The organism is Kitasatospora sp. P5_F3, from assembly GCF_054049135.1.
This window is the reverse complement of record NZ_JBFUMY010000012.1, coordinates 202,634-214,747: the sequence shown is the minus strand read 5'-3', so window position 1 is coordinate 214,747 and position 12,114 is coordinate 202,634. Positions and strand designations below refer to the sequence as shown.

General features: G+C 72.4%; 10 protein-coding genes and 1 pseudogene. 5 read left to right on the top strand and 6 right to left on the bottom strand.

Going from position 1 to position 12,114, the window contains the following annotated elements:
- Nucleotides 1-62 precede the first annotated feature (62 nt).
- Both ACXJMZ_RS11355 and ACXJMZ_RS11350 read left to right on the top strand, forming a co-directional pair.
- Nucleotides 63-2,450, top strand: a complete 2,388-nt coding sequence (locus ACXJMZ_RS11355) for a ComEC/Rec2 family competence protein (RefSeq protein WP_457029878.1) — start codon at nt 63-65, stop codon at nt 2,448-2,450.
- A gap of 46 nt (nt 2,451-2,496) precedes the next feature.
- Entirely contained in the window at nt 2,497-3,117 is a 621-nt protein-coding gene (locus ACXJMZ_RS11350; protein ID WP_457029877.1) for a hypothetical protein, read from the top strand.
- 29 nt (nt 3,118-3,146) lie between these two features.
- Here the strand turns inward: ACXJMZ_RS11350 and ACXJMZ_RS11345 are convergent, their stop codons facing one another.
- Nucleotides 3,147-3,404 (bottom strand): hypothetical protein, encoded by a 258-nt coding sequence (locus ACXJMZ_RS11345; protein ID WP_057239148.1) that lies wholly within the window; start codon nt 3,402-3,404, stop codon nt 3,147-3,149.
- An 89-nt stretch (nt 3,405-3,493) separates the two neighbouring features.
- Between ACXJMZ_RS11345 and holA the strand changes: the two genes are divergently transcribed.
- Nucleotides 3,494-4,489, top strand: a complete 996-nt coding sequence (gene holA, locus ACXJMZ_RS11340) for a DNA polymerase III subunit delta (RefSeq protein WP_457029876.1) — start codon at nt 3,494-3,496, stop codon at nt 4,487-4,489.
- An 86-nt stretch (nt 4,490-4,575) separates the two neighbouring features.
- Here holA and ACXJMZ_RS11335 read toward each other — a convergent pair whose 3' ends face one another.
- The 3 genes and pseudogenes from ACXJMZ_RS11335 to ACXJMZ_RS11325 all read right to left on the bottom strand — a co-directional run.
- Nucleotides 4,576-5,772: an MFS transporter gene (locus ACXJMZ_RS11335; RefSeq protein WP_457029875.1), complete on the bottom strand. Its 1,197-nt coding sequence runs from the start codon at nt 5,770-5,772 to the stop codon at nt 4,576-4,578.
- 64 nt (nt 5,773-5,836) lie between these two features.
- Complete coding sequence (locus ACXJMZ_RS11330) at nt 5,837-6,277, bottom strand: GNAT family N-acetyltransferase (RefSeq protein ID WP_457029949.1); 441 nt, start codon at nt 6,275-6,277, stop codon at nt 5,837-5,839.
- A gap of 63 nt (nt 6,278-6,340) precedes the next feature.
- A pseudogene (locus ACXJMZ_RS11325) lies at nt 6,341-7,636 on the bottom strand (DUF6271 family protein); the annotation flags it as partial.
- A gap of 294 nt (nt 7,637-7,930) precedes the next feature.
- Between ACXJMZ_RS11325 and ACXJMZ_RS11320 the strand changes: the two are divergent.
- Complete coding sequence (locus ACXJMZ_RS11320; RefSeq protein ID WP_457029874.1) at nt 7,931-8,995, top strand: ATP-binding protein; 1,065 nt, start codon at nt 7,931-7,933, stop codon at nt 8,993-8,995.
- Nucleotides 8,992-10,764, top strand: a complete 1,773-nt coding sequence (locus tag ACXJMZ_RS11315) for a vWA domain-containing protein (protein ID WP_457029873.1) — start codon at nt 8,992-8,994, stop codon at nt 10,762-10,764. Before ACXJMZ_RS11320 ends, ACXJMZ_RS11315 begins: the two co-directional genes overlap by 4 nt.
- Nucleotides 10,765-10,795: 31 nt before the next feature.
- Here the strand turns inward: ACXJMZ_RS11315 and ACXJMZ_RS11310 are convergent, their stop codons facing one another.
- Together ACXJMZ_RS11310 and rpsT are read right to left on the bottom strand one after the other, a co-directional pair.
- The gene (locus ACXJMZ_RS11310; RefSeq protein WP_457029872.1) at nt 10,796-11,530 is read right to left on the bottom strand and encodes a hypothetical protein; all 735 of its coding nucleotides are present in this window, start codon (nt 11,528-11,530) and stop codon (nt 10,796-10,798) included.
- A gap of 290 nt (nt 11,531-11,820) precedes the next feature.
- On the bottom strand, nt 11,821-12,078 hold the full coding sequence (gene rpsT, locus ACXJMZ_RS11305; RefSeq protein WP_057238597.1) for a 30S ribosomal protein S20: 258 nt from the start codon (nt 12,076-12,078) through the stop codon (nt 11,821-11,823).
- Nucleotides 12,079-12,114 lie beyond the last annotated feature (36 nt).

Genomic DNA, 12,114 nt, shown 5'->3' with positions numbered 1-12,114 from the left:
ATCCGCCGACACCGCACCTGACAACGCCTCACCCGGCCGAGCCGGCCGACCTTCGGCTGCTGGTGCCCACGGTCGTGGTCTGGGCGGTCACCGCCACCGTGCTCGGCCTCGGTGAGCAGCACCGGCCGCTGCTGCTCGGCTTGGCGGGCCTGCTCGTCGTCACGGCCCTGGTCCTGCTGCTGTACCGCTCCCGGCCGGCCGGTGCCCTGCTCGCCGCCACCCTGCTGGCCGCGGCCGCCGCGACGGCCGGCACCACCCTGCACACCGCCGACCTGCACCGGGGCCCGATCCCCGCGCTCGCCCGGTCCGAGGCCCCACCCGCGCTGACCGTCGAACTCACCGTCACCGGTGACCCCAAGCCCCGTACCTCGCAGGCCCGGGGCACCGCTCCCGGGCAGTCCATGCTCACCCTCACCGCCACCGTCGACCGGGTCGGCGGGGACGTGGACACCACGACTCCCGTCACCGTGGTGGTCCGCGCCCAGGACGTCGCCGCCTGGCGTGAGGTGATCCCGTCCACCCGGTTGCGGGCGGACGTCCGAGTGCTGCCCGCCACCGAGGAGTACCGCAGCACCGCCGCCGCCCTGCTGGCGCACGGCCCACCCCAACAGCTCGAAGCCCCGGGCCACACCCAGCAGTTGGCCGCCCGGCTGCGGTCCGGCCTGCGGGCGGCCACCGACCATCTGGCCACCGATCCCCGGGGCCTGCTCCCCGGTCTGGTGGTGGGTGACACCACTCGGCTGCCCGCCGACCTCGACCAGGCGTTCCGGGCCACCGACCTGGGGCACCTGACCGCTGTCTCCGGGGCCAATCTGGCCATCGTGCTGGCCGTCCTGCTCGGCACGCCCACCCGGGCGGGAGGCCAGGCCCGAGGCGGACTGGCGGGCCTGCTCGGGCTGCCCCTGCGCACCACCGCCCTGGTCGGGGCGGTCCTCACGGTGGCCTTCGTGACGGTCTGCCGCCCGGAGCCCAGCGTGCTGCGAGCCGCCGCCACCGGGCTGGTCGGCCTGCTCGCGCTCGCTACCGGACGCCCTCGGCAGGCCCTGCCCGCGCTCTGTTCCGCCGTCCTGCTGCTGCTCCTGTTCGACCCGTACCTGGCCCGGTCCTTCGGCTTCCTGTTCTCCGTCCTCGCCACCACCGGTCTGCTCACGCTCGGCCCGCGCTGGTCCGCCGCCCTGCGGGCCCGGGGCTGGCCCGGGTACCTGGCAGCCGCGGCCGGAGCCACCGCAGCCGCCCAGGCGCTCTGCGCCCCGGCCACCATCCTGCTGGCGCCCCGGATCAGCCTGGTCGCCATTCCCTGCAACCTGCTCGCGGAGGCGGCCGTCGCCCCGGCCACGCTGCTCGGCTTCGCCACGCTGGCGGTCGATCCGCTCTCCCGCCCCGCCGCCCGGCTGCTGGCCGATCTGGCGGCCGTCCCCACGGGCTGGCTGGCCGCCGTCGCCCGGCACGGCGCCGCCCTCCCCGGCGCCCAACTCAACTGGCCCGGCGGGCTCTTCGGGGCCGTCCTGCTCGCGCTGGCCACCCTTGCGCTGGCCTGGTCCACCCGGCCGTTCCGCGCTGCGAGCCGACTGCGGCCGGTCCTCGCCGCCGTCCTCGCCCTGACCTTGTTGCTCGCTGTGCTCCGCCCGGCCCCGCTCGCCCGGCTCGCCACCGGCTGGCCGCCGCCCGACTGGCGGTTCGTCATGTGCGACGTGGACCAGGGTGACATGTCCGTGCTCCCGATTGGTTCCCCCTCCGACAGCGCGATCGTGGTGGATACCGGCCCCGATCCGCTCGCCGCCGACCGGTGCCTGCGCGAACTGGGCATCACCATCGTCCCGTTGGTCATCCTGAGCCACTATCACGCCGACCACGTCGAGGGCCTGCCCGGTGTCCTGCGTGGCCGTACGGTCGGTGCCGTCCAGGTCACCACCCTCGACTCGCCGCCGGGTGAGCGGGCCCGGGTGCTGGCCTGGGCGGCCGCCTCGGGAGTCCCCGTTCTTCCGGCCCGGCAGGACGAACGGCGCAGCACCGGTCCCGAGCTCTCCTGGCACCTGCTCTGGCCCACCGACCCGCTCGACCCGGCTGCCCCGGGCGCCAACAACGCCAGCATCGCCCTGATCGCCACCGTCGGCCGACCGCCCGACGCGCTCCGGATCGCCCTGCTCGGCGATCTCGAACCACCGGCCCAGGCTGCCCTGCGGGCCCGTCCGGCCCTGCCCAGGGTCGACGTCCTCAAGGTCGCCCACCACGGCTCGGCCCACCAGGACCAGGAGCTCACCCGCACCCTCGACCCCCGCCTGGCGCTGATCTCCTGTGGCCTCGGAAACCCCTACGGCCACCCGTCCGCCGCCACCATCGACCGGCTCCGATCGCTGGGGGCCACCGTCCTGCGCACCGACCACTCAGGCGCCATCGCCGTCCTCGGCACGTCCACCAACCTGCACGCCGTTACCCAAGGGAGCCGGTGATCGTATCTAATGCCTTGGTTGTCGCCTCAGCCTCAGGAGCCCCCCGATGAGTACGTTCACCGCACCCGAGACGCCGGTCTACCAGGCGGCCACACCGCGGGAGAAGGCCGCGAAGGCGGTCACCGACGTGCTGGCCCCGGCCAATCTCGTGATCGGCCTTCTCCTGCTTGTCGGTTGGCACACCAGCCAGAGCTGGCGTGGTCTCGGCTGGGGCCTGCTGGCCGCGCTGTTCTGCGGCATCATCCCGCTCGGCATCATCCTGCTGGGAGTCCGGCGCGGGGCGCTGACGGACAAGCACATCCGGGTCCGCAGGCAGCGGGTGATCCCGATGGGAGCCAGCCTGGTCTCCGTGGTGGCGGGCGTGACCGCGCTGCGCGTCCTGGGCGCTCCGGCCGAGGTGTTCGCGCTGGCCGTCGCGATGCTGGTCGGGCTGGCCACCTCCCTGCTGGTGACGGTCTGGTGGCAGATCTCCATCCACAACTCGGTGGCCGGCGGCGCGGCCCTGATCCTGATGCTGGTCTTCGGGCCGCTGCTCGCGCTCGCCGCCGCAGCGGTCGCGGCCATCGGCTGGTCGCGCCTGGTCCTGAAGGCGCACACGCTGCCGCAGGTGCTGGCCGGCACCGCGCTGGGCGGCGTGGCCGCGCTCACCTTCGCCCTGCTGCGCTGACGTCCGGTCACAGGATGAGCCGGCCCTGGTCAGCCCTCCTCGCGCCAGCCGTCCTGTTCGGCGCTCAGCCGGTCCAGGGCGGCGAGCCGATCCGCCGTCCAGCCGCCCTCCTCGGGCGCCTCCAGCACCACCAGCCACTGCGCGTCCTCCGCGTCGTCCTCGCCGGCCAGGGCGTCCCGGACGAGTTCGATCCCGCCCAGGTCGGGCCAGCGGGCGGAGAGCTCCTCCGTCACCTCCTCGGCGGCGTCACGGTCGGGGAACACGAGCAGTTGGCGGGTGAGGTTCATGGTCACGGACACCATTGTCCACACCGTCCACGGGCTGCGGACCACCGGTTGCGGAGCACCGTCGGTGGTACGTGCGATCCTGGTAGGCGATGGCCAGGAAGAGTGCACCCGACGACCTGCTCGCCCCGCTGACCCTGGTGGTCGGCCAGGAGGAGCTGCTGCTGGACCGCGCGGTCGCCGCCGTGGTCGCCGCCGCCCGGGCGGCCGATCCGGACACCGACGTACGCGACCTCGCCCCCGGAGCCCTGCAGCCCGGCAGCCTGGCCGAGTTGACCACCCCCTCGCTCTTCGCCGAGCGCAAGGTGATCGTGGTCCGGGCCGCGCAGGATCTCGCGGCGGATTCGGTCAAGGAGCTCAGGGCCTACCTCGACGCGCCCGCCGAGGAGGTCATGGTGGTGCTGGTCCATGCGGGCGGTGCCAAGGGCAAGGGCCTGCTGGACGCCGGGCGCAAGCTCGGCGGCCGTGAGGTGGCCTGCCCCAAGCTCACCAAGGCCGGGGAGAAACTGGCCTTCATCAAGGGCGAGTTCCGTACGCTGGGCCGCTCCGCCACCCCCGAGGCCTGCCAGGCCCTGTTCGATGCGCTCGGCAGTGACCTGCGCGAGCTGGCCGCCGCCTGCAGTCAGTTGACCGCCGACGTCGAGGGTGCGATCGACGAGACCGTGGTGGCCCGGTACTACGGCGGCCGGGCCGAGGCCACCGGCTTCGAGGTGGCCGACCTGGCCGTCACCGGCCGGACGGCCGAGGCGCTGGAGCGGCTGCGCTGGGCGCTGGCGGTCGGTCAGCCGCCGACCGGCATCACCTACGCGCTCGCCTCCGGCGTCCGCAGCATCGGCCGACTGGCCAGCGCGGGCCGGAACATGCGGCCGGGCGACCTGGCCCGGGAGTTGGGCATGCCGCCGTGGAAGGTGGACCGGGTCCGCCAGCAGATGCGCGGCTGGACGGGCGACGGGGTCGCCACCGCCCTCACCGCGATCGCCCGGGCCGACGCCGACGTCAAGGGCGGCTCCGGTGATCCGGCCTACGCTCTCGAGCGCGCCGTGGTCGCGGTGGCCAGGGCCTCACGCGCGGGCGCCCGCCCGTACTGACCGGCACCCGGGCGGGCCGTCGGTACGAGCGGGCGGGTCGGTGCCCGGAGAGGTAAAGCCCTCCGGCGGTCTGCGCCCCGAGGGCCTTACGCCTCGGCGAGTGCCTTCCAGCGGATCCGGGTGCTGCACAGCGAGACCAGCCCGGCCGACGCCGCGACGGCGGCCATACCCCAGACCAGGCTGCTGCCGTCCGCTATGAAGCCGATGATCGCCGGGCCGGCCAGCAGGCCGATGGTGCCCATCGCGGCGACCAGCGCCAGCGCGTCCGAGCCCTGGCGGGCGGCGGCCACGTAGACGCACGGGGTGATCGCAGCGGTGCCCAGGCCGACGCAGGCGAAGCCGATCAGCGCGGGGACGACCCCGCCGACCAGCAGGGCGGTGGCGAGACCGGCGCCGGCCAGCGCACTGCCCGCGACGACGATCCGGCCGTCACCCCAGCGGGCGCGCCAGCCGTCGGCGAAGATCCGGGCCAGCACCATCATCCCGGAGACCACGGCGATGCCCAGCGGTGCGACCTGGGCCGAGGCACTGACGACGTCCTTCATGTAGAGCGTCGACCAGTCGTTCATGGCGCCTTCGGTGATGGTGCCGAAGACCATGGCCAGACCCATCCAGATGGTCACCCGGGTCGGCAGGGTCAGCCCGCGCTTGGCGGCGGGTTCGGGTTCGGGCTGCTCCACAGCGTCCTGCGCGGCCGGTTCCTGGGTGGCCGGCTGATCACCCGTCAGCAGTCCGGACCGGGTGAGCCCGACCACCAGGACCAGCAGCAGGGCGGCCACGCCGAAGTGCACGGTCAGTGCCGAGGTGAAGAGGTTGACGCCGGAGGCGACCAGCGCGGCGGTCAGCGAGCCGGCGCTGAAGGTGGCGTGGAACCGGGCCATCGCAGTGCGCTGGTACTCGACCTCGAGGGCGGCGCCCTGGGCGTTCATCGCGACGTTGAGGAAGCCCACCGCGACCCCGTCCAGACAGATCACCAGCAGGGTGACCGGGTAGTTCGGCGTCACGGCCAGCACCGGCAGGATCACGGCCAGCACGAGGGCGGCCAGCAGCGACAGCCGCCGCGACCCCAGCCGCTTCATTGCTACCGCCACCAGCGGGTAGGAGGCCGCCGCGCCCACGCCGCCGGCCATCAGCAGCAGTCCTAGCTGTGCCTCGGTGAGGTCCAGCTCCGTCTTCAGCGCGGGGAGCCGGGAGACCCAGGTGGCGTACTGGAACCCGAGAGAGAAGAACAGGGCGGCGATCGCCAACTGGGCTCTACGGAAGGGGTCGTGAACGCGGAGCATGTGTGAGTCAGCCTTCTTCGTCTTCGGTGGTGAGTGGTGCATCGAGCCGGTGGTCGCGGCCTGGTCAGAGGGCCTTGGACATGTAGACCGCCTCCGTGCCGTAGCTCTCCGGGAGGGCCACCTCGCGGTGCGCGGTGTATCCGAGCCGGGCCCAGAGCACATGGCTGCGCTGCACCGCGACCATGGAGAGCCGCTCGAAGCCCCGGGCCCGCGCCGCCGCCTCGATCTGCCGGACGAAGTGCGGTGTCAGCCCCCGGCCACGCAGCTCCTCGGTGATCACGAAGTCGTGCGCGTGCAGGTTGCCCGAAGCGAAGCCCGCAGTCTCCGCCAGGCTCAGGTCCGGGCACTGACCCAGCGGGTAGGGCAGGGCCAGCAGATAGCCGCCGAACTGCCCGTCGTACTCCAGCGCGAAGCAGGTACCGGGCGAGACGGCAGCCCTGGACCGGAGCGCCTCGGACCCCTCGGAGAGGCCGCTCTCGGCGTAGGCGCGGGCCTCCAGCGCCACCAGGTCGTCCCAGTCGCGCTCCACCAGCGGACGGATCCGGATGCCGACCTCGGACGCCTGCTCCAGCCCGACGGCCCGGGCGGCGGCCACCAGCGGGCCCCAGGCGTCGATCAGCAGCGCGAAGGACTCGATGTCGGCCTGTGCCTCGTCCAGCAGACGGTCCCGGAGCGGCGCCAGGTGGTCGGCGAACTCGGCATACTTTCCGCCCAGTCGGCGGTAGCAGCGGTCGACCACGTCCAGCCGCCGGACGTTCTCCGCCCGGTCCGCCCCGGCGGTCTGCCGGGCGAATCCGGCGATACCTGCGGCACGCACATGGTGCTCCTCGTCGAGCAGCGCCGGTCCGGCCGCCTCCAGGGCGAAGTAGACGGGGTGGAAGTAGAGCATCGACAGCAGGAACTTCACGAACCGCAGCTGGTACGCGAGGAACCCGGCGCCGGTCCGCCGTTCCGGGGTGTAGTAGTTGACGATGTGCCGGTTGTGCACGACCGCCGGCAGCGGGGCGTGCCGGACCACGTGCAGCAGGAAGTAGTCGCTGCCGATGGTGGCGGTCGCGGGCGGCAGCGGGACGCGTTCGTACAGCTCGCGGTCGAAGCCGATGTTGCACATGTCGATCCGCCAGATGTCCGGCACGTCCAGCACCGACACGTCGTGGGTGAACGGATCGGTGCCGCCGCCGATGAAGGACTCCTCGACCAGTCCGTCGATCTCCTCCCGCGACCACTCGGGCGGGGCCCAGAGACTGACCACCTCGTGGTAGATCGCGGGGTCCAGTTCGCGGATCTCGCCGACATCCACGGAGAGTTCACCGATGAACGAGCTGCCGACCATGGACACCGGCTTGGCTCCGTGCACCGGGTCGAGGGCGTTCTCGGTGACGCCGTCGGCCGCTTCGGTGCCCGACCTCCCGAGCGAGAGCAGCTCCTGGTGGATGGGGAACACCGGTACGCCGTCCAGGAGTTGGTAGCCACTGTCCGAGTCCCGGCGATGGATCGAGGCGCAGCCGAGCGCACCGGCGATCAGGAACGCCCGGTTGGTACAGGCACCGTAGGAGACGGCGTCCGGCAGCATCAGCTCGAGCAGCAACTCCGGGTCGGCGGTACCGGACCGGTCGATCACCGCCCGCAGGAAGTCGCGCTGGGCGGCCTCGTCCAGGTGGTGCACGATCACGTTCGGCAGCACCGGAAGTTCGCCGACGGCCTTGGCGTGCTCGGTGAACGTCGACTCGTCCGAGGAGTCGAGGATCAGCAGCCGGACCTCGACGCCGAACTGCTCGGCCGCGTACGCCGCTTCGGCGCCGATGTCCGAAATCGTGCCGGTGCAGGCGCGGTTGGTGGGAAGGGTCAGGCAGATCCTGCGCAAGTCGGTGCTCCGGTTCACGTGTCGGGCGTCGCGTCAGTGTGCCAGCAATTGGACTAGACCAACTGGAGTTGCTGCACATCGAAGCAGTCCGGCCCGCGCGGCTCAAGTCCCGGCCGGGTGCTCCGGGTGGTTTTCTGCGCAACAGTGCCCGGACGGCCACTCGATTCCGCTCGAAAGGGCAGCGGAAAAGGGCCGGTAACTGCGCGCCCGGCCCCCGGAAAACAAGGTGCGGACCGTCGGACCGTCCCGCAGACTGGCGCGGAATCCCCCCGAACCTCCGAAGGAGTGCCCGCCTTGCAGGGTGCCGTCACCGTCTCGCCGTCCCAGGTCCCCGAGCTGCTGCTGGGCCTGGCCACCGTCAGGCCGGTGTTCCTGTGGGGCGCGCCCGGGATCGGGAAGTCCTCCCTGGTACGGGAGTTCGCCGACTCGCTGGGGCTGGAGTGCGTCAGCCTGATCGGTACCCAGCTCGCGCCGGAGGACCTGATCGGTGTCCCGCAGATCACCGCCGAGGGCCGGTCCCGGTTCTGCCCGCCGGAGTCGATCGCCAGGGACGAGCCCTACTGCCTCTTCCTGGACGAGCTCAACGCCGCCACCCCGGACGTGCAGAAGGCGTTCTACTCGCTGATCCTGGACCGCCGGATCGGCTCGTACGAGCTGCCGCCCGGTTCGATCGTGATCGGCGCCGGGAACCGGTCCACCGACGGGGCGCTGGCCCGTCCGATGGCCTCGGCGCTGGTCAACCGCCTGGTGCACGTACACCTGCGGGCCAGCGCCACCGACTGGCTCAACTGGGCCGGGGCCAACGGCATCCACCCGTGGGTGCAGGACTACCTCACCGACCGCCCGGACCATCTGTGGTCCGCGCCGCCGAAGACCGAGGAGCCGTTCTCGACCCCCCGGGCCTGGCACATGCTCTCGGACAGCCTGCACTCCTTCGGCCCGACCCTGGACGAGCCGACCCTCAAGGTGCTCGCGCACGGTCTGCTCACCCCGCCGCACGCGGTGGCCTTCTGCGGCTACGCGAAGATCGTCCGCAACTCCTACGGTCTGGACGCGATCCTCAAGGGCGACGCCCGCTGGCCGCACCGGCTGGAGGACCGCGACCTGCTCTACTACCTGGCCGACTCGTTCCGTTCCCGACTGGTCAAGGAGCTGCCGGCCCGCAAGGAGCACGCCTCCAACTCCCTTCGGCAGACCGCCTTCCGGGCCAAGAGCCTGCTGGTCCAACTGGCCGAGATCTCGGTCGAGGTGGCGCAGACCGTGATCGCGGACGGACCGGACGGGAACCCGGTGCTGCCCGCCTGGTTCCTGATCGAGGCGGCCCGCGACCTGCCGCGCCTGGTCGAGGCCCGCCGGTGAAGCCCGCCGCCGCCCCCAAGGACCCGGCGGCCGAAGCGTTCACCGAAGGGCTCCGGCTGCTCCGGAACAACCACGCCTTCGCCGCCCTGAACGTCAGCATCTGCTGGGACGCGGACTGCCGGTCCGCCCCACCGGACGGTTGGGCCGTGGTCGACTCGGGCGGCACCGTGCACGCCAACCGCAAGCGCCGGGCCGAACCGGCCGAGTGGGCCTGGGTGTTGGCGCACTGCCTGCTCCACCTGGGCTTCGGCCACGTCCCCGCCGAGCGGGGCCGCCGCACCGCCCCGGACGAGTACCTGCGGACCGCCCGGTGTGCCGTGGTGAACCGTTTCCTGGCCACCTTCCCGACCGGCCGCGCCCCGTTCGAACTGCCGCCCCCGGTCCCGTCCGGCGACGAGGAGGAGCTGGCCGCCCGCTGGCGCCGGGACGGCCTGCCCCGGGTGCCCGGGGTGGCGGGCGGCAGCTCCGACCAGCTCCTGGTGGGCTGGACTCACTGGTCCGACCCCGAGGACTGGACCACGGCCTTCGCCGCCGCACTCACCCGCACCATGTCGGCCGCGATGGACGTGGCGGGCGGCCGCCGCGAGGAGCTGACGGGGGAGCGGCTGCCGGAGCGCCCCTGGACCAGGGCGCTCAACTGGTTCATCTCCTCCTATCCGCTGCTCGGCGGCATCGCCGCCGGGATCACCCTGGTCGCCGATGCCGAACTGGCCCGCGCCCAGGGCATCTCGGTGGCCGCCGTGAACGCGGAGGCCGGGGAGATCTACCTCAACCCGCTGCGTCACCACACCGACGAGGAGTGGCGGTTCATCCTGGCGCACGAGCTGCTGCACGCCGCGCTGCGGCACGGCGAGCGCTGCGGGGCCCGCGATCCGTACCTGTTCAACGTCGCGGCGGACTACGTGATCAACGGCTGGCTGCTGGAGATGGGCGTCGGCGCGATGCCCGAAGGACTGCTGCACGACCCGCAGTTGCAGGGCCTGTCGACCGAGGAGGTCTACGACCGGATCGTCCGGGACCAGCGCCGGATCCGCCGGCTCGCCACCCTGGCGGGCAAGGGCAAGTCGGATCTGATCGGCGAACCGCTGGGCCGCCCGCGCGACTACGTCGACCTGGACGACTTCTACCGGCGCGGCCTCCAGCAGGGTTTCGAACTGCACCGGCGCGACCGCGGCCTGCTCCCCTCCGGGCTGGTCGAGGAGATCCGCGCGCTCGCTCACCCGCCACTGCCCTGGGATGCCCGACTGGCCCGCTGGTTCGACGAGTTCGTGCCGTCCCCGCAGCCGGTCCGGAGCTACGCCCGGCCGTCCCGCCGCCAGGCCGCCACCCCCGACATTCCGCGCGCCGGGCACTACTACCCGCCCGAGGAGGTGGCTCGCTGCACCTTCGGCGTGGTGCTGGACACCTCGGGTTCGATGAGCCGTCAGCTGCTCGGCAAGGCGCTCGGCGCGATCGCCTCGTACGCCGCAGCCCGGGACGTCACGGCCGCCCGGGTGGTGTTCTGCGACGCCGCCCCGCACGACGCCGGGTACCTGCCCACCGACGAGATCGCCGGCCGGGTCCGGGTCCGCGGCCGGGGCGGCACCGTCCTCCAGCCGGGTGTGGACCTGCTGGAGCGGGCCGAGGACTTCCCGCCCGGGGCCCCGGTCCTGCTGATCACCGACGGCGAGTGCGACGTGCTCCGGGTCCGCCGCGAGCACGCGTACCTGGTCCCGCAGGGCGTGGGGCTCCCGTTCACCCCGCGCGGCCCGGTCTTCCGGATGCGCTGATCGGATGCGCTGACGACCGGCCGACGGAGCGTCAGAGCCCGGCCAGCGCGTGCAGCACGTCCCGGCTGTCCATCAGCAGCGCCTGCCGGACGGTCTCCCGGTCGGGCGCCACGGCCTTGCCCTCCTGGTACGAGCCCGACCAGCTCAGGTAGTACGTCAGCCCGCCGTCCCGGACGTACAGCACCTGGGTGAGGTAGTGCCAGGTCCGGTCCGAGCTGCTCCGGTCGTCCAGGTAGCCGACGTACGCCTGGTCACCCAGATCGGGGACGTCGGTGATCAGGTACTTCCGCTGCCGCAGCCCGGACTGCTGGGCCTCGAACTCGGCCCGGGGGTTCACCTGCCGGTGCAGCTGCGCCTGCATGTAGAGCGAGGAGTGCTCGGTCTCCCCGGCGCTCTTCTTCAGGTACTGGCTGCAGTACATGTCGTCCAGCGCCGCGTGCCGGGTGGAGTAGTGGTACGGCGTGCCGGACTGCGCGGGGTAGAGCTGGGTGAAGCGGCTCAGCCGGGCGGTGGCGCAGAGGTCCTCGACCACCCGGTAACTGCCGATCTCGGGGGCGGGGCCGTCCGGCAGGGTGACCAGGCCCGGTACGGTCAGCACCGCGACGGCCCAGATCGCCGAGGTCAGCACCGCGCTCAGGACTCCCCAGAGCAGCGGCCGGCGCCGGAGGCGGGCGGTGGCCCGGGGCGGCGGCCCGTAGGGCGGCGGGGTGGAGCGGCCAGGGAACGCCGGACCGGTGTCCGTCGGCGTCGGCAGCTGATACGACATCTGATGAGCCCCCAACCGGGATGCGTGCTGGCCACGTCGCAGCGAACCCTATCGGTGAACACAAGGTGGCAGAGGGTGAGAAAACCCCCGGACAGACGCCGACAGGCGCCGTAGCCGAAGCTACGACGCCTGTCGTGTACCGCACCCGCGTGGCGAACGCAGGCCGCGTGCGGTACGGAGTTTCTTTACGCCTCACGAGTTCCGGATAGAGGGCCGGAAAGTTGACGTGAGGGCTGGTCGTCGGAGGCGGGTAGAGGGCCGCCTGACCCGTCGACCGGAGGGGCCTGGGATCAGGCCGAGACGAGCTTGGTGACCGCGGACTTCTTGTTGGCGGCCTGGTTCTTGTGGATGATGCCCTTGCTCGCGGCCTTGTCGAGCGCCTTGGAGGCGGCCCGGGCGAGCTCGGTGGCCTTCGCGGTGTCGCCGGCAGCGGCGGCCTCGCGGGCCTTGCGCACAGCGGTCTTCAGCGAGGACTTGACGGCCTTGTTACGCAGGCGCGCCTTCTCGTTGGTCTTGTTGCGCTTGATCTGGGACTTGATGTTCGCCACGAAATAGCCTCAGTCTTGAGTCGAGATTGAACGGGT